At 35.1% G+C, this 24856-nt stretch carries 21 protein-coding genes and 1 pseudogene; 21 read left to right on the top strand and 1 reads right to left on the bottom strand.

Going from position 1 to position 24856, the window contains the following annotated elements; genetic code table 11:
• Window positions 1–529 precede the first annotated feature (529 nt).
• The 12 genes and pseudogenes from ACI3K6_RS21690 (at window position 530) to ACI3K6_RS21635 (ending at window position 12388) form a co-directional block, all read left to right on the top strand.
• A complete protein-coding gene (locus ACI3K6_RS21690) occupies window positions 530–1279 on the top strand; it encodes a GntR family transcriptional regulator (protein WP_435556479.1) in 750 nt (249 codons plus the stop codon).
• A gap of 99 nt (window positions 1280–1378) precedes the next feature.
• Complete coding sequence (locus tag ACI3K6_RS21685; RefSeq protein WP_435556478.1) at window positions 1379–3127, top strand: class I mannose-6-phosphate isomerase; 1749 nt, start codon at window positions 1379–1381, stop codon at window positions 3125–3127.
• 25 nt (window positions 3128–3152) lie between these two features.
• The gene (locus ACI3K6_RS21680) at window positions 3153–3536 is read left to right on the top strand and encodes a PTS sugar transporter subunit IIA (RefSeq protein WP_435556477.1); all 384 of its coding nucleotides are present in this window, start codon (window positions 3153–3155) and stop codon (window positions 3534–3536) included.
• Window positions 3537–3573: 37 nt separating this feature from the next.
• Window positions 3574–4062, top strand: a complete 489-nt coding sequence (locus ACI3K6_RS21675; RefSeq protein ID WP_435556476.1) for a PTS sugar transporter subunit IIB — start codon at window positions 3574–3576, stop codon at window positions 4060–4062.
• 16 nt (window positions 4063–4078) lie between these two features.
• On the top strand, window positions 4079–4876 hold the full coding sequence (locus tag ACI3K6_RS21670) for a PTS mannose/fructose/sorbose/N-acetylgalactosamine transporter subunit IIC (RefSeq protein ID WP_435556475.1): 798 nt from the start codon (window positions 4079–4081) through the stop codon (window positions 4874–4876).
• A gap of 1 nt (window position 4877) precedes the next feature.
• Window positions 4878–5684, top strand: a complete 807-nt coding sequence (locus tag ACI3K6_RS21665; RefSeq protein ID WP_435556474.1) for a PTS system mannose/fructose/sorbose family transporter subunit IID — start codon at window positions 4878–4880, stop codon at window positions 5682–5684.
• A gap of 122 nt (window positions 5685–5806) precedes the next feature.
• Window positions 5807–6757 (top strand): mannose-6-phosphate isomerase, class I, encoded by a 951-nt coding sequence (gene manA / locus ACI3K6_RS21660; protein ID WP_435556473.1) that lies wholly within the window; start codon window positions 5807–5809, stop codon window positions 6755–6757.
• A gap of 170 nt (window positions 6758–6927) precedes the next feature.
• Window positions 6928–7086, top strand: a pseudogene (locus tag ACI3K6_RS21655) (HPr family phosphocarrier protein); the annotation flags it as partial.
• Window positions 7087–7173: 87 nt separating this feature from the next.
• Window positions 7174–7332, top strand: coding sequence for a sporulation histidine kinase inhibitor Sda (gene sda / locus ACI3K6_RS21650; protein WP_435556472.1), 159 nt, complete (start codon window positions 7174–7176; stop codon window positions 7330–7332).
• Window positions 7333–8643: 1311 nt separating this feature from the next.
• Window positions 8644–10179, top strand: a complete 1536-nt coding sequence (locus tag ACI3K6_RS21645; RefSeq protein WP_435556471.1) for a spore germination protein — start codon at window positions 8644–8646, stop codon at window positions 10177–10179.
• On the top strand, window positions 10176–11276 hold the full coding sequence (locus ACI3K6_RS21640; RefSeq protein WP_435556470.1) for a GerAB/ArcD/ProY family transporter: 1101 nt from the start codon (window positions 10176–10178) through the stop codon (window positions 11274–11276). Before ACI3K6_RS21645 ends, ACI3K6_RS21640 begins: the two co-directional genes overlap by 4 nt.
• Window positions 11273–12388, top strand: coding sequence for a Ger(x)C family spore germination protein (locus ACI3K6_RS21635; RefSeq protein WP_435556469.1), 1116 nt, complete (start codon window positions 11273–11275; stop codon window positions 12386–12388). Before ACI3K6_RS21640 ends, ACI3K6_RS21635 begins: the two co-directional genes overlap by 4 nt.
• A gap of 331 nt (window positions 12389–12719) precedes the next feature.
• Here the strand turns inward: ACI3K6_RS21635 and ACI3K6_RS21630 are convergent, their stop codons facing one another.
• Window positions 12720–13394 (bottom strand): helix-turn-helix transcriptional regulator, encoded by a 675-nt coding sequence (locus tag ACI3K6_RS21630; protein WP_435556468.1) that lies wholly within the window; start codon window positions 13392–13394, stop codon window positions 12720–12722.
• A 489-nt stretch (window positions 13395–13883) separates the two neighbouring features.
• Between ACI3K6_RS21630 and sdaAB the strand changes: the two genes are divergently transcribed.
• The 9 genes from sdaAB (at window position 13884) to ACI3K6_RS21585 (ending at window position 24839) form a co-directional block, all read left to right on the top strand.
• Window positions 13884–14585, top strand: a complete 702-nt coding sequence (sdaAB, locus tag ACI3K6_RS21625) for an L-serine ammonia-lyase, iron-sulfur-dependent subunit beta (protein ID WP_435556467.1) — start codon at window positions 13884–13886, stop codon at window positions 14583–14585.
• A gap of 18 nt (window positions 14586–14603) precedes the next feature.
• The gene (gene sdaAA, locus ACI3K6_RS21620; protein WP_335477987.1) at window positions 14604–15494 is read left to right on the top strand and encodes an L-serine ammonia-lyase, iron-sulfur-dependent, subunit alpha; all 891 of its coding nucleotides are present in this window, start codon (window positions 14604–14606) and stop codon (window positions 15492–15494) included.
• Window positions 15495–15592: 98 nt separating this feature from the next.
• A complete protein-coding gene (locus tag ACI3K6_RS21615) occupies window positions 15593–16906 on the top strand; it encodes an aromatic amino acid transport family protein (RefSeq protein WP_435556466.1) in 1314 nt (437 codons plus the stop codon).
• 445 nt (window positions 16907–17351) lie between these two features.
• On the top strand, window positions 17352–18416 hold the full coding sequence (locus ACI3K6_RS21610; protein WP_435556465.1) for a GTP pyrophosphokinase: 1065 nt from the start codon (window positions 17352–17354) through the stop codon (window positions 18414–18416).
• 379 nt (window positions 18417–18795) lie between these two features.
• Window positions 18796–18954, top strand: coding sequence for a hypothetical protein (locus ACI3K6_RS21605; RefSeq protein ID WP_435556464.1), 159 nt, complete (start codon window positions 18796–18798; stop codon window positions 18952–18954).
• A gap of 296 nt (window positions 18955–19250) precedes the next feature.
• Entirely contained in the window at window positions 19251–20159 is a 909-nt protein-coding gene (locus ACI3K6_RS21600; protein ID WP_435556463.1) for a DUF1672 family protein, read from the top strand.
• A 370-nt stretch (window positions 20160–20529) separates the two neighbouring features.
• Window positions 20530–21438, top strand: a complete 909-nt coding sequence (locus ACI3K6_RS21595; protein ID WP_435556462.1) for a DUF1672 family protein — start codon at window positions 20530–20532, stop codon at window positions 21436–21438.
• A gap of 457 nt (window positions 21439–21895) precedes the next feature.
• Window positions 21896–22732 (top strand): DUF1672 family protein, encoded by an 837-nt coding sequence (locus tag ACI3K6_RS21590; protein WP_435556461.1) that lies wholly within the window; start codon window positions 21896–21898, stop codon window positions 22730–22732.
• A gap of 13 nt (window positions 22733–22745) precedes the next feature.
• Entirely contained in the window at window positions 22746–24839 is a 2094-nt protein-coding gene (locus ACI3K6_RS21585) for an SA1320 family protein (protein ID WP_435556460.1), read from the top strand.
• The last annotated feature ends 17 nt before the right edge of the window (window positions 24840–24856 follow it).

The raw sequence follows: 24856 nt of genomic DNA, 5'->3' as shown, positions 1-24856 counted from the left end.
GAATAACCATAAAAAATAGGCCAACCAGAATTAACTGATTGACCTACGTAAGTGTTTCTTCATTTCAAGCTCAGAAAAAACAGAATCAAGTTCTTTTGGTAGTTGATTGTATTGGCTATTTTGGTCTATCATGTAGAGGACACCTCTTCTATGTGGTAGTGATTTCTTTTCAATCTCACTATACCAAAGGAACGAGGCGTTTTTCATTTATCTTTAACTTGTAAAGTAACATAATAAATAGACTTAAAGTCCAATACAGTCAACGATTAGCATTTATTTATTGGTGCGAAAGTTGAGTAAATTACAAATGAAAATACCTAAAGAATAAGATTACTCCCTTTTAGGGGTCCTCACGTTCATATTATTATTCGAAAGAACAACAAAACGAAATTGATCTGAATACCCATTTCAGTTAAGTTAAGATCTTCGAGTCCCTGTTATTAAAAAAAAATTTGTATACAAATAACACAATTATGTAAAATAGAATTGATATAACATTATTATGTTAAAAAAGGAGAAAATGAAAATAATGGTAAACAAACTTAATACAGATAGAGACGCTGCCCCGCTTTATCTTCAAATAAAATCAGAATTAAAAAGAAAAATTGAAGAAGGTGAATGGAAGCCAGGAGATAAAATTCCATCTGAACTGGAACTTTGTGAATTATATAACGTTAGTCGAATTACGGTAAGAGAAGCAATCAATGAGCTAGTCTGGGAGGAATATCTCATTAAGCAGCGTCCAAAAGGAACATTTGTCCTTGATTATCAGCAAAAAGGTTCCGACAAAGATTACTATACTTATGTGAAAAGTTTTACTTATGAAATGAATGAGTCAGGAAAAAAAGTGACAACGATTCATGCAGAGGTAAAAAAAGTAAAGGCAGATTCATTTTTAGCAAAACAATTAAATATTAAACCAGGAGATGAAGTGATTGAATTGAAACGTGTAAGAGGATTGGTAAATAAAAATACACCAGTTTTCTTTAAAACCTATTTGACATATAAACCTAATTTCCCGCTTCAATCAAATGAATATTACGGCTCTTTATATGAAAAGTTAAAGGAAAATGGCATTATTTTAGCAAACGTAAAAGAATATTTGGAAGCAGTTAGACCTGATAAAGAAGTGCAAAAATGGTTGAATACTGCTGAAGATACCCCTATTTTAAAAAGGGTTAGAAACGCTAAAAACCAAAAAGGCGATTTTGTAGAGTATACGGAATGCTATTATATTGGGGATAGTTATCGATACTATATTGATCTAATCCTTAAATAAAAAAAAGATTGTCATTGTTATAACATCATGATAATATGAAATCAGAAGTTAATGTCATAACAATATAACATTATAAATATAGTAGTGAGGGGATTTGACATGTCTAACTATGATAAATTTCCAGAAATCAGGATTTTAGGGGAAGAAAAAAGTGTGTGGCAAGGATATGAACACATACAAAATGAGATTATTAAAGCGATAAAGTGTTTTCATAACAGTCATGTTGTGCTCATGGTGGATTGTTACCCTGGAGTTAGATACCAAGAAATTTTAGAAGGTATTATTTTACCGCTTCAGCCCGATCTCATTATCCATTCAGATGATCTTGCTTTTTCAGGAGAAAAAATTACCGAGATGATTCACCGGAATTTAACAGATGACCGAGTTTTTGGTGTAATGAGCAATCGCCAGTTAAGTGAGTTTTTTGATTCAGCACTCATTGATAACGCTAGAGAACGCATGGCGAAAGTTGAAAACGGTTTAATCGTTGTGTATGGAGTTGGTGCCCGTCTTATTTGCCGTCCAGATATTCTGATTTATGCCGACCTAGCAAGATGGGAGATTCAACAACGTTATCGTTCAAAAGAATTAGGTAACTGGAAAATGAAGAATTTTGATGAAGACACTTTACGGAAATATAAGCGTGGATTTTTTGTGGAATGGCGTATTGCTGACCGCCATAAAAAAACGTTATTTGATGAAATCGATTATTTGTTAGATTCAAATGAAAAAAATGAACCGAAAATGGTTACTGGTCAAGCTTATTTACGTGGACTTCAACAAATAGTTACCCAACCATTCCGAGTCGTACCTTATTTTGATCCGGGTGTTTGGGGCGGGCAATGGATGAAAAAAGTTTGCAGCCTAGATCAAAATCAAGAAAATTTTGCTTGGAGCTTCGACGGTGTTCCAGAAGAAAATAGCCTTTATCTTCGTTATAATGATGTGAAAATTGAAGTCCCTTCTATTAATCTCGTGTTTAGGCATCCGATTGAACTTCTTGGAGATAAGGTGCATGCTCGTTTTGGAACCGAATTTCCCATTCGATTTGATTTCCTTGATACAATGGGTGGGCAAAATTTAAGCTTACAAGTTCATCCTTTAACAGAATATATTCAAGAAAATTTCGGTATGCATTATACACAGGATGAAAGCTATTATATTTTAGATGCAAAAGAAGATGCGATTGTATACCTTGGTGTAAAGGAAAATGTTAATAAAGAAGAGATGTTTGAAGATTTGAGAAAAGCAAACGAAGGGCTAGAGTCTTTTAAAGCCGAAAAGTACGTGAATGAATTCCCTGCCAGAAAACATGATCATTTTTTAATCCCTGCAGGAACCATTCATTGTTCCGGAAAAGATTGTATGGTTTTAGAGATTAGCGCAACTCCTTACATCTTTACTTTTAAGCTGTGGGACTGGGATCGAGTAGGACTGGACGGTTTGCCAAGGCCGGTTCACTTAGAGCACGGAGAGAAAGTTATTCGGTGGGATAGAGACACAAAATGGGTAAAAGAAAATTTAATCAATCGAATTGAAACAATAAAAGAAGAGGAGCAATGGATCGAAGAAAAAACAGGTCTTCACGAACGAGAGTTTATCGAAACAAGAAGACATTTGTTTTCGAAAAAAACTCACCATAAAACAAATGGAAGTGTACACGTATTGAATCTTGTTGAAGGTGAAGAAGCAATTATTGAAAGCCCGACTTATAACTTTGAACCATTTATTGTTCACTATGCAGAAACGTTCTTTATTCCTGAGAATGTAAAAGAATATACCATTCGTCCATATGGGAAAGCAGAAGGAAAAACAATTGCCGTTATCCAAGCATTTGTTAGAGTGTAAGAATCTTCAAGGAGTGTGAATAGAAATGAAAGCGATTGTCGTAACAACTCATGGAGCTTTAGGTAAAGGTTTATTAGAAGCAGCAGAAATGATGGCTGGAAATTTAGAAAATACCTTTAGCCTATCTTTAGATGGAGAAGGGATTACCAAGTTTTCTGAATCCATGGACAAGCTTATAAATGACTTGAAAGGGATTTATGATGAAATACTAATACTGTGTGATTTGAAAGGGGGGACACCTTACAATCAGTCAATGAAGCATTTTTTGTTAAATCAAGATGTGGTAAAAATCGTAGCTGGCGTCAATTTGCCGATGTTTGTAGAAGTATATATGCAGCTTCAGTCAGTACCTCTTGAGGAATTGCTTAAGCTTGCGATTGAAACAGGTCAACAATCAATATCCAACTAATTGTTAACTACCTTTGAGAATTTGAGGAGGAATTGGTATGCCAATATCTTTTGTGAGAATTGATGATCGAGTTATTCACGGGCAAATTGTAGCAAGATGGTCAAAACTGAAACCATGTAATGGAATTTTGGTTATTGATGATAAGATTGCAACAGATCCATTACAAAAGGGAATTTTTACTCATGCAGCACCAACTAATGTTAAGGTAGGGATTTATACAGCAGAAGAGGGTGTTGAAAAGGTAAATAAAGCCAAGCAAGCTAAGAACAGCTACTTTGTGATTGCTAGATCACCAGTTACACTCAAAAAATTACACGAACTTGGCGGTGATTTTGGTACTGATTTGAATGTGGGGCCAATGAGTGCAAGAGAGACTACGAAAACGATTGGAAAAAATGTTTCTATTACAGAAGAAGAAAAAGAAGCGTTCGATTATCTTCAAAATAAAGGAATAAACATTACGTTCCAATTAGTTCCAGAAGAAACACCTAATAAGTGGGGAAAATTGAAAGCTTATTATATATAAAAGGGAGGAGAAATAGATGCATTTGACATTGTTAATTCAGGCCTTATTAATTGGTGTTTTCTGTTATTTAGGATCCGTTTCCTCACCATGGCTAATGGGGGTTACCGGAGGTTATTATGTGGTAGGAAGACCACTCGTTGCCGGATTGATTATCGGAATCATTTTAGGTGATGTGACTACTGGTATTATTTTAGGTGTAGCTGTCCAAGCCGCATTTATTGCTACCATTTCTACAGGTGGAACGCAAAATATGGAGATTACCTACGCCTCCTATGGGGGCATTGCACTTGGAATGTTAGCGCATGCTACACCAGGAGTTACCGTAACTCTTTCTGTTGGGATTGGCGCACTCGGCCTTGTTCTTTTTAATCTAATGATGGTAACCAATTCATTCTGGAATCGACGAGCAGAACGAGCAGCTAATCGTGGAGATGATAAAGGAATTATTTTAAATAATGCAGTGTATCCACAAATTGTTGCCTTTCTTTTACGAGTTATACCCGTTACTCTAGCAATATATTTAGGACAAGGTTTTGTTTCTCATACCTTAGCTATTATTCCTGTACAAATTACAAAGATGATGGGTGTACTAGGAGGCTTACTTCCTGCTCTAGGAATTGCCTTGTTAATGAATCTATTAATCAGAGAAAAAGCCCATTTCATTTTCTTCTTAACAGGATTTGTCTTTATTGGACTTATTTCAAAAAATATGATAGCGCTCACTGTTATTGCATCTCTAGTAGCATATATTGTGTATTTAACTAAAAATAATGCGGGCGAAGCTCCTGTAGAACTAGAAGATGAGGTGATTTAAAATGCCGAAATTAGAGAAAAAGGATTTGCGCAAAGGCTGGCGCTCTTGGGCTATGTACCATCTTTCTTCTATGAGTTTCGAAAAGCTGGAAGCACATGGATTTGCACATTCAATGATACCTATTCTTAAAAAATTATATAAAAACAAACCTGACGAGTATCAAGAAGCTTTAAAGAGACATTCTGTATTTTATAACGTTGAGCCTCAAGTCGGAAGTCTAGTAAATGGAATTGTCACATCTATGGAAGAGGAACGCGCAAATGGTAAACAAATTGATGATGACATGATTCACACCGTTAAAACAAGTATTATGGGACCTTTATCCGGGATTGGCGACTCCACGATCCAAGGAATTCTCATTCCTATCCTTTTAACGATTGCCATGGCTATTTCTAATCAAGGAAGTCCTATAGGTGTATTGTTATATATTTTAGGGTATTTAATCATTATGTTATCTCTATCGTATTTCTGTTATACGAGTGGGTACAAATTGGGGATCAATTCCATCGATGCAATTATTGGAGAGGGATCGCAAAAGTTAAGAGACTCTTTTAATACACTTGGAATTATGGTAATCGGTGCTCTTGCTGCATCATTTGTACACGTAAACACTGCTATTAAGATTCCTAATGGTAAAGCAGTGCTGGATCTACAAAAAACATTGGATGGCTTTTTCCCAGGATTATTATCATTATTAGCTGTTATGTTAAGCTGGTATCTCATTTCCAAGAAAAAAATGAGTACGACGAAGGTACTATTACTCCTTGTTGGAATTTCTGTTGTAGGAGTGTTAGTAGGATTCTTTTAAAAACATGAAATCATTTCATGGTTCTAAAAATTCGAATATGCAGAGGGTTATACTGCTTTCCAATAGTCTTTGAATCAACATCGTGCTTTAATAAAGCTTTTAAGAAAGAGGGGTAGCAGATATTGAAAGAATACCCGATTTTTTTGAAACCAGTTTTTAAAGAAAGGATTTGGGGAGGAACAGCCTTAAGAGACATCTTTAAGTATGATATCCCATCCAATCTAACAGGAGAATGTTGGGGAATTTCTGCACACCCTCATGGTCAAAGTATTGTCAAAAATGGAGAATATGCAGGGTTGGCTCTTAGAGATCTATGGGAAAATCACAGGGAACTTTTTGGTGGACAAAAAGGTGATTATTTTCCTCTTTTAACTAAAATATTGGATGCTAATGCTAATCTTTCTATACAAGTTCATCCGGATGATGAATATGCCAAAAAATATGAAAAGGATGCATTGGGTAAAACAGAATGCTGGTACATTATTGACTGCAAAGAAGGTGCTGAACTTATTTACGGGCATACTGCCACCACTAAAGAGGAATTTCAAAAACGAGTTGTTCAAGGGAAATGGGATCTATTGTTAAGAAAAATCCCCATTAAACCCGGAGACTTTTTCTATATCCCAAGCGGAACGATTCATGCTTTGGGAGCCGGTACACTAGTTCTTGAAACACAGCAAAATTCTGATTCAACCTATCGAGTTTATGATTTTAACCGAAGGGACAATCAAGGGAATTTAAGGGAACTCTATCTTAATAAAGCATTAGATGTTACAAATATTCCGCATGAAGATAGGAATTATCAACCAAAAGTAACAAATCTTGAAGGGATTAAAATCACAACATTTCTTGAGAACAAGTTTTTCTCTATTCAAAAATGGGGAATCTCTGGGACTAGTCACCTCAAGCAGACAAAAGACTTTTTATTAATAAGTGTTATTGAAGGAATGGGCGAAATTTGTGTAAACAATGAATCCTATTCCTTCACGAAAGGGGATCATTTTATTTTACCCTATAAATTAGGAGAGTTCTCTATAAATGGAGATGCGGAATTGATTGTTTCTTATAAATAAATATTGGAATATATGTTAAGTCACAATACTTTACGGACTTACTAATTATCTAATATAATAATGTCATAATGTTATGATATAGAATAAACTTATAGTCTTTTAAACATGTTAATTCAAGTTTTTTATAAGAAAATATTTTTGTTTAAAATCATATGGATGGTCTTATCATTATGATTTACAAATTATCTACAGTAATCAAGAAAATAGGAATTCATGCTCGTCCAGCAACTAGTTTAGTACAGGCTGCAAGCAATATTGATTCTGAAGTTAAGCTTAAACATATTGGAAAATCGGTAAATCTGAATTCGGTCTTAGGTGTAATGTCATTATGAATCACACACTGTTTGAAATACCTTCCTACTAAAGCGTGATTTTTGTAATTTTTGACACAGAATCTTTAAGGTATGTGGAGGTAGATGATTATGGATAAACTTAGCATAGTGGAATTGCTCGAAGTTTATAGAAATGCCGTTAAGTTTGATGTGGATAAAGACTTTTTGATATTGTTATCTGAAGAGTTAAATAAACGATTAATTAATTTAATACTAAATGATTTCGAGAGTACCCAATATTAGGTAATATGTTGATTTGATTGTCTAGATCGAAAAGAGTCCTTATTAAAACAAGGGCTCTTTTTTTAAAATATCATTTAATATAATGTATATAGTCAGTTCCATTCATTAACTAGGTACGGTGCATTAAAAAGACGTCGCCGTTTTTGTTTAGTTATCGCAGCAGATTGTGAAGTTTTGCACTTAAAGTCCTTTATAAAACTAGTGTGAACTTCTTTGGATCCCAAGTGTGCCGCATACACTCTGTACATATGGAGTGTGTGGCACTTGAAAATAAATGTTTTGTCTTTCTTACAAAAGAGCGATGCCTGAAATAGCATCGCTTTATTTGTTCAACTATGGATTGGTGTTCAGCATCACTTAGTCAAAAGAAACGTTTAATAAAAAAATGCTAACATTTTGCTAACGCAATGAAGTAAAAATCGTAAATTTTCGCTAAAGATGTTACAGTTGAAAAAATTAAAAACGTTGATTTATCGCGCTTTTAATACATAACGTTAAAGATATTACACCCTCTCACCTTGTGGGCGGCATTATGTAATAAACACTTTATATCCTTTATATTTAAGGATTTGTAAGGTGTAACGTAATCTGCAGTATCCGAAAAAGTGACCGATATAAATTATTGAGATTATTAAGAGGTCTTCTGAATTAGCTCTCTTTTCAATTATTATTGCTTCAATATATTCCTCAACTATTATCGTAATAACAAATCCTCTTATTAAAACTCCAGAGTTGGGAGGGATAATTTAAAGGTTTTCTATGTGCATATATACTCCCGATATAAACGTTTAGAACTATCCATAAAGTATTCCATACAAAACTATCAAATAGTGGGTATCAGACATATAACCAGGTTTTTGCTAGTTTGATTATTGAATCTAAGTAATCTTACAAACCTATAAGAAATTAGGCTTTTGATGTTCAACAATCGCGCCCGTTTGTGGAAGAACAATAATTTTGTAAAATATGCTGAATTCGCCCTCTAATATATTGGACTAAAGCTTCTGAAATTTATTTGCCCCACTCTAACAATTCCATGCGGTTCCCAAAAGGATCTGAAGTATCCCTTAAAGGCGAATAATTGATATTAGTTTATTTTTATAAAAAAACAGGAAAAGCAGGAATCCAGACACTTAATGGTATAGGTATCATCAAATGCAAACTTTATTCCAAACCTACAATTGAAGATAAATACCATTGGCGGGGCTGCTTCAAATGAATTGGAGGCTGTTTGAATTTAACTGTACTTGAATAATATTTACATAAGTAGTTAACTATAAAAATAATTTCCTTCGTATTGGTGATGGCAAAATGAAGATTTTTCATAATAAACCAAGAAAAAAATTAAATGAGCCTCAAAAACAAGTAAACGAAATTCAAAATAAAAAGTTAAGCACAACCCTATCCGAAAATCTTGTAGATTTGTATACACTTTTCACTTATACCCCTGACTTAATTGTACGACACTTGGATATTAAGAAGAGTGGTGAGAAAGCGGTCCTTATTTACCTTGCGGGTCTAACTAATACAGACTCCGTCCATGAACATATCCTTCGCCCGTTAATCTATGACGTTGAAGATAAGAAGAATCCTAACTTAGCGGTATCGATTGGTCACGTAGGATCAATAAACCATTGGACAGAGCTTGAGAACGGTATTCTACAAGGTAAAAGTGCATTGTTAGTAGAAGGACGAAGTGATGCAATGATCTTCGACACCCAAGGTTGGCCACAAAGAGCAATTGAAGATCCACAGCTCGAAGCCTCTTTAAAAGGGGCACATCAAGGGTTTGGGGAGACAAGCAGCAAAAATATCGCATTAGTCCGCCGTTATATTTCTAACCGTGAGCTCAAAATCAAAGAGATGACAGTTGGACGCCGAAGTAAGAGCAAAGTTTCGATTTTGTACTTAGAAGATGTTGCACACCCAGAGGTATTGCGAGAGCTAGAGGATCGTATCCGCCAATTAGATATCGACGCGATTCTTAATGCAGGAGAGTTAGAGGAATTCATTGAGGATAATTCCTTTTCACCATTTCCGCAACTTATCTCTACGGAACGGCCAGATGCGGCTGCCTCTCATATTTTACAGGGAAGATTTATTGTCATAGTGGATGGATCTCCCGCAGCATTGGTCGCACCAGTAACACTTATATCTTTTTTTCACAATGTGGATGACTATGGGTCACGTTTCCTAACGGCAAATTTTATACGGTTAATGAGGTTATTGGCTTTTTTCGTGGCTATTTTTTTCCCCGCACTTTATATATCTTTAATTTCGTTTAATTACGAGTTAATTCCTATAAAATTGTTGCTCAACATAGGAAAATATCGCGCTGAGGTGCCTTTTCCTCCACTGATTGAAGCACTTATTATGGAGATTGCACTAGAAATGCTTCGTGAGGCAGGGATACGTCTTCCTGCTCCCATAGGGCAAACGGTGGGGATTGTAGGGGCTATTGTAATCGGTCAAGCTGCTGTACAAGCTGGGATTGTCAGCAACATGATGATTATTGTTGTCGCATCTACCGCTATTGCTTCATTTATTATTCCTAATTATGATATGAGCTCAGCCATTCGGTTATTGCGATTTCCTATGATGTTTCTTGCATCTTTGTTTGGAATTGTAGGTATTGTGATTGGTTTAATCATTTTGATTGGACATCTTATTTCTTTGGAATCGCTGGGTATTCCATACAGCAGTCCATTTACTCCAATCTATTTATCCGATTGGAAGGATAGTTTTTTGCGTGTTCCACTCTGGAAAATGTCCCGTCGTCCTTTGAGCACAAGAGCGATTCAGGCAGTGAAACAAGGCTCCAATGATCCTCGGGAGGGTGGAAAATGAAAAAGTATGCTTACAATGAGATTACATTAACGCAATATATTTTTTTAATACATGGCGCACAAGTTGGCATCGGTGTACTGCAACTCCCACGAATCTTGGCAGAAAAGGCAGGTACGGATGGTTGGATCATTATCATCTTTGGCTGGATAGCATCTATTGTAGCAAGTCTAGTCATTATTCAAATAATGAAGAAATATCCTGAAGGGACACTAATCGATTTAATTACAAAGTATTTTGGAAAGTGGGCAGGAAAAGCTATTGCCCTTTTCATTGCCCTGTATTTCGCTTATAGTGCGTTTCTCATTTTTCAGCGTTCAATCCTATTTATTCAAATATGGATTTTGCCGGGAGTAGCTGGTTATGTCCTTATGTTTTTATTCGCGATCCCTACCTATACTATTGCTCGTAGTGGAATTCGTATCATCGGTCGTTACGCAGAACTCGTTTTTTTCCTCCTATTATGGATGCCTTTCTTCTACTGGTTAGCCTTGTGGGGAAACCATCACTGGATTCACCTTCTCCCACTGTTCAAAGATATGAAGAAGGTGCTGTTAGCAACTAAAACTACTGCATATTCTTTTTTCGGCTTTGAAATCGTGTTTTTGCTATATCCATTCTTACAAAATAAGGAAAAGGCTTCCGTAGGCATTATTATCGCCAATTCATTATCAATGCTCGTATTTTTATTTATAACTCTTGTATGTTTTGCCTTCTTTAGTCCCGACGAAATTACTCAATTTAACGAACCTACTTTAAGTATATTAAAAGTCGTGGAGTTTCGATTTTTAGAGAGAATGGAAATTATTTTTCTTGCGTTTTACTTGTTGGTTCTTTCTAGGGCATGGATGCCTTATATCTATGGTGCTGTTTTCTGTACAAGTTGGCTATTCGGGAAACAGAATCATAGCAAACACTTGCTTCTATTATTACTGTTGATGGTGGTGATCATATATTTTGTTATTCCTACTTTTAATCAAAATGACCTGTTGCAAGGGTTGAGCGCGAAAATTGCATTTCCCTTCATATATATAATCCCATTGTTTTTGTGGATTTACTTAAGTATCCATGAGCGTATCCGAGGTAGGTTTATCAAATGAAGAGGTTGATTGGTCTTTTTCTATTACTATTTTCCCTAATCATCCTTCCATCAGGAATGGTACCACCGCCATACATGGAGGATATAATGTTTCACTTAGCGTTTGGAATAGATTTGAATAAAGAAAATGATGTGGAATTTTATGAATCAAGTCCTGTATTCAGTAAAGAAGCAAAAGAAAAAGAAGAAATAGTTGAAGTCAGGGCCAAAACAATTCGGCAATCTAGAAAGGAATTCGACGTTCGCAGCTCTGGTGTCTCTGTTGGATCAAAACTTGAGGTTCTACTTATTGGGAAAAAATTGCTCCAAGATCCAAATTGGCTTTCCTTACTAGATGTTTTTTTTCGCGATACTAAAGCTACAGTCAATCCTAGAATAATAATAGTAGATGGTCCTGTTTCAGAGATTATGCTTTTTAATGCTAAAGATAAACCAATCACCCCAATATATTTAAAGTCCATGATCGATACTTCAAATGAAAAGGGTGAAACTATAAAAACAACGCTCCAGGATCTGCATCGGCAGATTTTTGACAAAGGTCTCACTCCCAGCATCCCTAACATTAAACTGGAGAAAGAAATAACAATAACAGGCAGTACATTATTAAACGAGAAAGGAGGGTATAGCACTTCGCTTAATCCTCAAGAAACAACCTTGTTACAAATATTAAAAGGAGAGAATGTTGATTTTAGTTTTACCCTCCCTATTGTATATGGGAAAAAGGAGAACACAATCTACAGAAATATGTTAAGCTTTAATGCTCGTAACGTAAAAACAAAAATTCATACAGGGTATAATCATGGTAAATTTACATTCGACATTCACGTAAAAATGTTCATGGAAATAACGGAGCGTCTATCTCCAATTAATATGAGTCATAATAATGACAAACTAGAAGAAATGGTAGAAGAACAACTGAAAATACAATTTGACCAATTAATAAAGAAAATCCAAAAACATAATATTGATCCAATTGGCTTAGGTTTATATGCAAGAGCCTATCAAAATAAGCAATATGAACAAGTTCAGGACCATTGGGGCAAAGCCTTAGGAGAAGCAACGATCAATACTTCAATAGATGTTACAACACGAACCATGGGGGCTGTCAGATAAACAAAGAGAATGGAGTTTACATTCTTTTAAGGAGGAAAAGACGAAAAGCCCTCTGGATAATAATTAAAGTGCAATACTTGAAAGCAATTTTGTTGCTAACCATGAAAGTATTAAGTTCGGATTCATTTTATCTCCTAGAGCAGACCAGAATTATTTGGAGTCACCATTATTCTTTAAGAATATGGCCCATTTCATAATGAAAGGCGCTTTCCTTATTTTAGAAAAGCGCCCAGATTGCAGAAGATCAATTATCAAAATCTTTTCCAATATGTTTGAATTATCATTAGTTGGGTTTAACCAAGATAATTTTGTACCTATTATTATACTTTAGTTATTTTTGCATTGAATAATCTCGTGATACCATCTGAAGGTAACGATAAACACTTGATTCAGACATTCCCATTATATCAGAAACTTCATTTATGGTACCTTTAATATCAAATACCCCATAGTCTTTTAACTTTGCTATCGCCAGTTTCTTTTGATCTGGTGATAATTGGGCACCTGATTCTAGGATATCTTTATCGATTACAGTATAAATGATATTACTAACATTATCGTGAAGTCGTTCAACTGGCTGCTCTTGTTCAGTTTTCATCTCGATATGTTCAATATCAAGGCTTAGATTAACTAACTTTAACACGTCTTTTGCGACTTTGCGGTAGACGTCTGCATCGAAATTTATACATAACAGACCCTGTAATACACCTTTAGAATCTTTTATAAACAGAGTAGATGAACGGAACTTTTTTCCTCGCGGCCCTTCTCCAACATAATCTGTAACGAAATCCTTCTCTAAATAGACTTTTTCGCTGATAAGCTTTTTGGCGTAATCCGTTAAAGGCCCATTCAGTGTCCTGCCACTTAATTCTCCATTGACGATGTGACCAATCTGAGAACCACCCTCAGGTTTTAAGACATGTAAAACAAATTCATAATTAGATCCTAAAATTGCTCCGAAGTAATTCATGATATTTTGATAGTGCCGAAATAACTCTTTCTCCAATCAATACTCCTCCTTACATAGCCCTTTTCCAATAAACAAGAGTTCTTTTGCTATTATTTAAATTTTTATTGAAAGCGTTTTAGTTATACTGTTCGCTTGGTTACGCTTGATTTATATTACTATCAAGATAATGGATAGTAGGGGAAAATTGGTATAATTATCCCTATTTTTTTATAGTTCAATTAGATTATATCAAACTTATGAAATATTCCAAGGTTATATAATAAATTTTTTTTATAATAATAGATTATTATTATTATTGCGTTGACATAGGTTAGAAGGCATGATATATTTTGCATGTGATAATAAAAAATAATTACTGTAATAAATTATTTCTATTAACAAGGTAATAGTTTTACAGAAAAATAAATTTTTTTGCAGGGGTCTGGAAGCGTTTTCTAACATCTTCATTCTAATGTCTGCTAGAGTCCGAATGGTTAAAAGCGCTGTATGAAACTCCATTTGGGCCAAATTTAAGGAGGTACTCTTATGAGTATAGGGTTGGCACCTATTAAAGAAAAAAAGGCAGTTAAGTACAAAAGTTGCTTTGATGTGATTGGTCCGGTTATGATCGGTCCTTCCAGTTCACATACAGCAGGAGCTTTAGCAATTGGTGCTGTAGCAAATAAGTTATTTCAAGGTCTTCCGAAGAAGGTTGTCGTCAAGTACTACGAGTCCTTTGCGGAAACTCATAAAGGACATGGAACAGACTTTGCCATTATTGGGGGAATATTAGGGTTTGCTCCAGATGACAGCAGGGTACCAGATGCGATTAATATAGCAGAAGCCAAAGGCATTGATATTACTTTTATTGAAATTCCAGGGGAAAGTCCAGCAGGTCACCCAAATACAGCAGATGTTTATTTGGAAGATGATAGTCGAAGTATTCGAACACTCGGAATTTCGATCGGCGGCGGATTAATTGAAGTGAAAGAGATTGAGGTAGGTGGTTTCCAATTAAAACTAATGGGGTCACTGCCAATTGTTATCGCCATTTCTGAAGATACGGATATTGAATTCATGTTACGCAGAATTCTTAAGAAATATGAAGTAGAAGTAAACGACTATTATCATTTAGAAGGAAGCAAGAAGTATTTATATGCGTTTGCTTTAGATATGTTATTGTCAAAAAATGTTCAGAAAGAACTAGAAAGCTTAAACAACTTAGCGAATATTATGATTCTCTATTAAAAACAGGGGGGAGAAGATATGTACACATCAATAAAGGAAATTGTCGAAGCAGCAAATAAGAGACAAATGCCCCTTTATGCATTAATGATTGAACAGGAAATGGAAATAACCAAAGCTTCTTACGAAGAGGTTTGGAGCAAAATGGAAAAGAATTTAACGACAATGGAAAACTCCATTAATAGAAGCATTGAAGGCGACGGTGTATTTTCACCAACTGGTTTAACTGGTGGAGATGCAGTAAAGATAATGAACTATCGATCAAAAGGGAAAACACTTTCTGGTGATTTGATGGTATACGGAGTCCAAAGCTCAATTGGAGTGAATGAAGTGAATGCTTCGTTAGGGGCAATTTGTGCGACTCCAACAGCAGGTGCAAGTGGGACGATTCCGGGCGTACTATTTGGTATTAAAGATACACTCAACCTAAGTCGCGAAGATATGATTCATTTTCTTTTCACATCTGCTTTGTTTGGGATGGTTGTTGCAAATAATGCTTGTATTGCCGGAGCTTTCGGTGGATGTCAGGCTGAAGTAGGAAGTGCGTCAGCTATGGCAGCAGCTGCAGCGGTAGAAGCGGCAGGAGGAACACCGCAGCAATCTTCTGAAGCATTCTCAACAGCACTGCAAAATTTACTAGGTCTTGTTTGTGACCCTGTTGCTGGTTTAGTCGAAATACCTTGTGTAAAAAGAAATGCCATCGGAACAGCCAATGCTTTAGTCGCAGCGGATATTGCATTAGCAGATGTAACAAATGTGATCAATGCCGATGAAGTCATTGAAGCGATGTATAGAGTTGGAAGGCAAATGCCTCGTGAATTAAAAGAAACAGGTCTTGGTGGAGTTGCTGCAACACCGACAGGAATTGCGATTAAAAGTAGAATCTTCGGCGACAAACATATACCGAGGTAACATTTGCTGACAATTTGTGAAATATTGAGCAAACTTTTAAAGGGTAGTTAGTTATTTTAAAAATAAAAAATATAAGATATTACGAGGAGGACTGTATTATGCAAGGGAATACCGCTAGACAATTAGATTACGAATATAAACAACCTGAACAAAAACAGTATCCAGATCCGAAAAAATGGCATAAACAAGATACCACATGGGCTTTGAGCCTTTTTGCAACAGCAATTGGAGCAGGGGTACTCTTTTTACCGATTAATGCCGGAGCAGGCGGTTTACTTTCATTACTATTAATTACTTTACTTTCATTTCCAATCATGTACTACTCACATCGAGCACTTGCTAAAATGATCTATGCTTCTAACTCCGCTGAAGAGGGGATTACAGGCACGATAAGAGAGTATTTCGGGAAAAAGGCAAGTATCATTTTTAATATCGTATTTTTTGTTTCCATCTATACGATTGTGTTGATGTATTCAGTAGCTCTTACCAATACAGCTAGTAGTTTTATGGTGAATCAATTGGGCATGGCAGAGCCTCCAAGGGCGATCTTATCACTTGTGTTAATACTTGGTCTAATAGCGATTTTAAATTTTGGACAAGATATTACAGTGAAATTTATGAGTATGCTTGTATATCCGTTTATCGCTTCTCTACTTTTTATTGCAGTATCGTTAATTCCACAGTGGAATACGTCGATGCTTAGTTTCTCAAGTGTTTCAACTGCTTCAACTGGAACTGGAATTTTTGGAACGATATTAATGATTCTACCAATTATCGTATTCTCATTTAATCATTCTCCTATCATTTCGCAATTTGTTATCAAACAGAGAGCAACTTATGGTATCGAAGCTGTTGACGCAAAGAGCGCGCAAATCCAAAAGGTTACTTATATTATGACCTTCACAGTAGTTATGTTCTTCGTTTGGAGCAGTGTCTTGAGCTTAACTCCAAATGATTTAGTTATGGCAAAAGAACAAAATCTATCTATTCTGTCTTATCTTGCGAATGAGCAAAACTCAAATCTAATTACAATTGCAGCTCCTATCATCGCATTTGTAGCAATAACAAAGTCTTTCCTTGGACACTATGTTGGAGCGTATGAGGTTATGCGTGACATGATTCTTGAGGCTGGCAGAGCACGTGGAATGAACATCAAAGAAAAGACAGTTAAGACATCAATTCTTATCTTTGTAGTATTATCATGCTGGTATGTTGCGTATACAAACCCAAGTATCCTTGGACTAATTGATAGATTGAGCGGTCCGCTAGTTGCAGCAATCCTTTGTGTATTACCAATGTATGCTATCCGTAAAGTTCCTGTACTAGCTAAGTACAGAGGCAAATTAAGCAATATCTTTGTTATTATCATCGGTATTCTTACAATCCTAGCAAGTATTAAATCATTCTTCTAATAATAACAATAGGTAAAACCACTTCCTATCAACGGGGAGTGGTTTTTTTATGTTATTGAAATTTGGAAAAATGAAAATTTTTTGTACATTTGATTTAAGAATGAATTAAATAGTAATTCTACCAGTCCGGTGTAGGATACTGAATGAACGGTATTATACCGGCATTTGGTGTCTTTTTTATTTGATTAAGGAGTTGAGGCAATGAATAATCTATAAAAATAAATGGAAGGAGCATTTGAAGAGTTCCAATAAGGTTAATAGAAATAGATAATAATCATAGTATAATGAAGTTAGAGATTGATATAATGGTGCAAAATGGGAATTTTGCTGTTGTTGTGTGTAACGGAATGCTAGACTCACCGAACTACCTGTTCACGGAGAGACAAAGATTGTTACGCACCAAGGTAAAGTGAAAAGGGTTAAGTTCGATGAGGGGGGAAGAGTGTTGAAAGAAGCAATTTTAAATGAATATGACCAAAAGAAAATAATATACTTGGAATACGAGAAAAAATTGAGAGATTTATTATTTTCCTTGATTAGGGAAAACGGGATTACTATTCATGGTATTGAATCAAGGGTAAAAGACAGGAATAGTTTATCTAAGAAAATTGATAGTAAAGAAGATAAATATACGGGTCTAGATAAAATTACTGATACTCTAGGTCTAAGAGTTATAACATATTTTGAAGATGATGTTGATAAAATTGCTAATATTGTTAAAACTCAGTTTCATGTAGACGAAAATAACTCATGTGATAAAAGGAATAAAAATTTCGACTCTTTTGGCTACTCATCACTCCATTATATTATTAAATTAACAGAGCCAAGAGCATCCCTGCCTGAGTATTCAAGGTTTAATGAGATTAATTTTGAAATTCAAATAAGATCTATTTTGCAACATGCATGGGCAGAAATTGAACATGATATTGGATATAAGAGTGCAATTGAAATTCCTGTTGATATGAGAAGAAAGTTCTCTAGGATCGCAGGTTTATTGGAATTAGCAGATATCGAATTCATAAGAATAAAAGAAGAAATAAAAAAGTATACAATTGAAGTTAAAGAACAAATAAAATCCCAAAATTTAAATTTATTAATAGATAATATCTCATTAAAGGAATTTCTGCAGGAAGAAAAAATAGTTAATGAAATCGAGCAACATTTTATGATGATAACGAAGGCAATTACCGTTGATTATACTGATGAAAGATATATTGCAAAAAGAATTAATCAACTAAGTTTCTTTGGAATTGATACGATCGAAAAGTTGAAGGAATCCTTAGAATCAAGGAAAGAAATGATTAAAACTCTTGGAGAAAAGTGGTTGTCAATGCATGAGAAACGTTGGGAATCGATCACGAGTGGAATTTCCATTTTTTATTTATGTTTTGTATTAGCTTGTGAAAAAGAAGATTTACAGTTTGTCCAAGAATATTTCAATTTTGGAAAACTCTCAAAAAACCCAGAATTACCCAAATTGTTATTTGATCTTTATAATCAAATTGTATGAACTTTAATTGTATAAACAAACTAACACGCTAACATTTTGCTAAACGCAATTCGATAAAAAACTGGTAAATAGGCGTTAAAGAAGTTACAACAAGTAATATCCAAAACATTCCTTTACCGTGCCTTTTGCACCTGTCGTTAACGATATTACACACTCTAAACTCACGGGCGGTATGATGTAATAAGGTTTTAAACTACTTTAAATAAGTCAGTAGAAAGCCTTGAATTATTCAGTATAACACTTCTTTTACAGAAATAGTGTTGCTCACAATTAATTAGTAAGACAACTACCACTTCTCAGAAAATAATCTGAGAGGTGGTTTTTATATACTTTTAAAGTTTGCATATGATGATTTTATAGCAGACAGACGATTTAAAATATGACAGAAAAGAATATTAAGTACTATCATCAATTACTAAAGCCTTTTATCGAATACCCTGTTCAAAAAATGGCAGATGAATTAAACACGAGTTTAACCAAACAACAGGATTACCGCCAGGAAATTATGGGATATTTATACAAAGTAACGAAGTATTAAAACGTACGGGAACCGCAAAAGTAACAAGGGTACAATAACTGATATTATTGTAAAACCAAAAGGTGAGATATAGATGGCTGATACAAATGTAAAAATTTTAAAAACTACTGATCATCTAATATTAAATAAATCCAGCAATCCTCGAGTCGAGAAACAGGCGCTTTTCAAAAGCCTTTTATAATACAGAAGGCAGTAGTTTAGTATTATAGTTCATTTGATGCTTTTGTTCTATTTAGTTCAAACTGTAAAAGAATTACCATAATACTAGCAATTAATACATATTAGGATGTGGAAACATGCGGCAAAAGAGGGAGATATATTGGGTCATTCTAATTAGCATGACTCTCATATTAGGAGGATGCAGCTTTATCAGTAATGAAACGGGTGATAAAAAAAATGCTGAAGATGGGTATATGCCGGTTCAGGACTATACCGGTCAAGGGTACTCGTTCAATTATGGCGAAAAAACAGGCGAATTTGCCAAAAAGCACCGTCAGAAAATTATTGATAAAGTACATCATTTTTTTATGGAAAAATACGGGTTGAACGTGACGGTTCACAATTTAGTGGGAGCAAAAAATGCAGTTGTCGCCTTCGTGGAATCAAAGCAAAATCCTAAATTTCATACATCTGTTATGGTAGGGGTTGACTTACAGAATCAAAAAGTCGGCGGAGTAGGAGCTTATGAAGGAGATGTTGAGGGAGCTATCACAACCGGTTTATACGCAATGGCGTATGAAAAGGAGTTTCAAAACCTGGATGCATTTTGTGAAAGAATTGTACAGAAGTATCCAGTAATGGGAATGCGGGAAGAAGCAGTGAACAATACAAGGGTAACAGGTTATGCAACCCCGTTTTATTATATAAGTACTTCAGAACTGGACTTTCCAAAGGCCTATGATGCATTCCTTAAAAAGAACTACAGTTCAAATCAGGATTTTCGTAATTTAATAGAAGAAACAAAATTTAATAAAAAGGGAATGCTAATATCTTTAACTTTTTATATGAAAAAACAACATAGCTTACCAGATAAAAAAATAGCGAATGAAATAATCGAATTGTTTAAACAAAGTAAGGGGTTCCCTCCTGGAAATTACGGGGTATTTATCGAAAGTAATGACATTTTAAAAAGAACAGGAACTTCAAAAAAAGATGTGGGATCAACCCCAGGAATAGATGATATTATCATTGAGCCACAAAAGTGAGATGATGAAATGAATAGTGTAAATGTAAAAAACAACATACATTTTGATTAAGATTTAGTGATTGGGGTGCAAAAGTGTTTATATCATCGTAACGATATTTTTATATTGGTAACAGTCTTATAGTATAACAATTTGGCCCATTCTAGCAGTTGGGCCATTTTGCATGTATTAAACCCCATCTGGAAAAATAGATCTGATATTCGATAAATCTTCGAGTCGTGAAAAAGGCCATTTTTTTATAAGGATTTTATTAATACTACTAAGTAGTAATTAAGTAATATGTGCCATTCGGTACTTTTGTTCTATTCAGTTCGAACTGTAAAATAATTACCATAATACTAGCAATTAATACATATTAGGATGTGGAAACATGCGGCAAAAGAGGGAGATATATTGGGTCATTCTAATTAGTGTGACTCTCATATTAGGAGGATGCAGCTTTATCAGTAATGAAACGGGCGATAAAAAAAATGCTGAAGATGGGTATATGCCGGTTCAGGACTATACCGGTCAAGGGTACTCGTTCAATTATGGCGAAAAAACAGGCGAATTTGCCAAAAAGCACCGTCAGAAAATTATTGATAAAGTACATCATTTTTTTATGGAAAAATACGGGCTGAACGTGACGGTTCACAGTTTGGTTGGAGCAAAAAATGCTGTTGTCGCCTTCGTGGAATCAAAGCAAATTCCTAAATTCCATACATCTGTTATTGTAGGAGTTGACCTGCAGAATAATATAGTTGGTGATGTTGGGGCTTATGAAGGGAAAGTTGAAGGAGCGATTACATCAGGCCTTTATGTAATGGCATATGAGAAAGAATTCCAAAACTTGGATGAATTTTGTGAACAAATTGCAGAAAAATATCCAGTAATAGGAATGAGGATAGAGGCTGTGAATAATACGATGGATTCGGGTTATACAACACAATACTATTATACAAGCACGTCTCAATTAATTTATCCTAACGCCTATGATGCATTTGTCGAAAAAACCAATAGTTCAAATCAAGATTACCGTAATCTAATAGAAGAAAAAACTTTTAAAAAAGATGATATGAATATATCTTTAACCTTTTATATGAAAAAGAAACATAGCTTACCAGATCAAAAAGTAGCTAATGAAATAATTGACATGTTTAAACATACTCAGGGAGTCCCTCCAGGAACTTATGGAATATTTGTTCAAAGCAATGACATTTTAAAACGAACTGGAACCGAAAAAAAATTTGAAGGGACGACACCAGGAGTAGATGATATTATTATTGAACCAAAAAAGTGAGATGATTAAATGAATAGTGTAAACGTAAAAAAACAACATACGTCTGACCAAGATTTAGTGCTATTGGGGGGCAAAAGTTTATCGGCATCCTAAACAATATTTTCATATTAATATGAATGAAAATTTGGGTAACAGTCTTGTAGTATATAACAATTTGGCTCATTCCAGCAGTTGGGCCATTTGCATGTATTAAATCATCTGAAAAATAGATCTGATATTCGATAAATCTTCGAGTCGAGAAACAGGCAATTTTTATAAGTCTTTATTAATACAAAAAAGTAGTAATTAAGTAATATGTGCCATTCAGTACTTTTGTTGTATTTAGTTTGAACTGTAAAAGAATTACCATAATACTAGCGATTAATACATATTAGGATGTGGAAACATGCGGCAAAATAGGGAGATATTTTGGGTCATTCTAATTAGCATGACTCTCTTATTAGGAGGATGCAGCTTTATGAGTAATGAAACGGTTGATAAAAAAAATGCTGAAGATGGGTATATGCCGGTTCAGGACTATACCGGTCAAGGTTACTCGTTTAATAACGGTGACAAAACAGGAGAATTTGCCAAAAAGCACCGTCAGAAAATTATTGATAAGGTAAATCAATATTTCAGGGATAAATATGGATTGAATGTGCAGGTTCACAATTTGGTGGGAGCAAAAAATGCTGTGGTCGCCTTTGTGGAATCAAGGCAAGAACCCAAATTTCATACATCCGTTATTGTAGGTGTTGACCTACAAAACCAAAAAGTCGGCGACGTTGGGGCGTACGAAGGAGTTGTGGAGGGTGCCATTACATCTGGACTATATGTAATGGCATATGAAAAGGAGTTTCAAAACTTGGATACATTCTGTGAACAGATTGCAAAGAAATATCCAGTAATGGGAATGCGGGAAGAAGCTGTAAACAATACCATGGATTCAGGTTATTCAACACCATTCTATTATACCAGTACACTAGATTCATTCTTTCCAAATGCCTATAATGCATATACAGTTGATCATACAATCTCAAAAGATAAGGTACATAATTTAATAAGCAGCGATCTGTTTAAGCAAGATTTTAATACATTAGAAATTAGTTTAACTTTTTATATAAAGAAAAGATACGATAATCCTAATCAAAAAATGGCAGATGATATTATACGTGAGTTTAATCAAACAACAGGATTACCGCCAGGAAATTATGGGATATTTATACAAAGTAACGAAGTATTAAAACGTACAGGGACCGCAAAAAGTCACAAGGGTACAATTACTGGTAAAACAGATATTATTGTAAAACCATAAAGGTGAGATTTAAATGGCTGATACAAATGTAAGAATTTCAAAAACTACTGATCCAGATTTAGTTCAATTGAGCGGGTATTATGTGTATTTGCATCCAAAAGAAAAGAACGTATTAAAATTGGAAAATCCATATCGTGTCTTGGAAACGAATTATAATACAAGCCACACTGGTCTTGATGCTATGGTTGTTCAAAATATACTTACAAAAGAAATTTCTATCATTTTCGAAGGCACGCAACCCGAGAATAACAACCAAGATATACTCACGGATGGAAGCTTGGTATTATCAAATGCAACCCCGGATCAATATAAAGCAGCAAAAGAATACTTTAATGAAGTAAATAATAGATACGGGCATGTTGACCATGTAGCAGGAAACTCGTTGGGCGGTGGCTTAGCAAACTATGTATCTCTTCTCACTGGCGTCCCATCTGTAACCCTGGATCCAGCTTTGGTGCCGGAGGGCGTGTTAAAGGAAAGCGGGTATTCGAAAAATAAAACTGTTAATATTACCAATTATTGCGGACTCTATGATCCCCTAACTCTAGGGGAAACCGCCGGTGGTTACGGAGATCGTCTGCCTGGTAAAAATATAAAACTAGATTTTGGCATAAGCTGGCTTAAATATTTCGCCAGCAATCATACAGGATATGTCACAGATGAAAAAACTGGAACAATCGTCGATAAAGTAACAATTGGTGAAGAAGGAACAAAATCCTATGGGCAAATAAAATTCTTAGCCGATTACGCCATTCCAACCAGTGTTTGGACAGGAAAAGGACTGAAAGGGTCATCTGTTGGTACTGGTCAGAAAATTAAGATTGATAAGAACAGTATGGACCAACTCGTTACCGCTATGGATACCAGGGTTTTAGCCGCATGTAAAGAGTCTTTTAGTTATTTAAGAAAATCAATTGATACAGTAGAAACAGAGGGAAGACATTTAGATGACCGAAAAACCACGCTTCAATTTGATTTTGATCAATTGCTCAAGCAGAATGGTGTAACGAAACTAATGCTGGACATGATTGAAGCTGACAGAGCACAGAGTTCTATTTATAAAAAAGTTCATCCGGTCGAAGCCTTAGTGATCGAAAAAATCAGGGCTTTCTTACAGGCTCCTATCGTGGACAAAGCCTTTACGGTGATAGAAAGCAACCTTAGCCGCTTATTAAATCCTATTTTGGAAATTCCCTCTTGCTTGGGCAACTTGACTGCAGCCTTTTTAGACATGGAAGAATATTTAATGTACATTAGATCCCACTCGATTCCCCTTTTGGTCAGAGGTGTGGATAATGGCTTTTTAGATGGAGTGGTAGATGAATTAAAGGCCCACTATCTAGTAATAGAAGCCAATAATAAAATCGTAATGGATGATGTAACGAATTTTCAAACCCATACTAGAGATGTCAGGTTGAAAATGGACATGGTAGATACAGCCGTTGGTAATGCCATTAAGAATAGGACAGGAACCATTCCAAATGCTGCAGCAATGGAAGTAACTCCTACTATCCATGCAGACTGTAAGCCATCTAACTACTTGAAATCAGGGATGGATATTCGCCGGCGTCAATTGGAACAGAATTATAACCGCTTTGCTTCAAGTACAAATGCTAATCTTGACCCAATATTATTACATATTGAAACAGCAGCAGGTCAGGTACTGGATTTATTGTATGAAGCACAAATAATAATAAAGGTTATCAAATTAGACGTTAATATGATTAGGATTCCTTTTGTATCATTTGATAACAAGCTAAGGGCATACATATCCCATATTGATTCCTATTTGCAATCAGCCATTGATACAATGGATCATTTAAAAAAACTGGTGAATCGATTGCGGGATAAATTTCCACAGATCATACAAGCCTTTAAGCCCTACATAGAATTAGCCATATTTAATGGCACTCAGTATGAGGCAGTGATTCTTTATAATAAAGCTGCATTAAGTATTCTTAATAGTATGAAAATGGAATTCCAAGATATTGCCTATCAGTTATCCGAAAATCAATCTAAGGCGATTACACAATTGGGACACCATGCAAAACGGGTAGAAAAAAACATGTCAGTATTAATCGAGCAAGTAACAAGGGGTACTCTATAATGGAAAAATATTCATCT

The sequence above is a fragment of the Neobacillus solisequens genome, assembly GCF_051233465.1.
Classification (GTDB): domain Bacteria; phylum Bacillota; class Bacilli; order Bacillales; family Cytobacillaceae; genus Neobacillus.
Note: the sequence above shows the minus strand (reverse complement) of the source record. Positions and strands in the feature narration are given on the sequence as shown.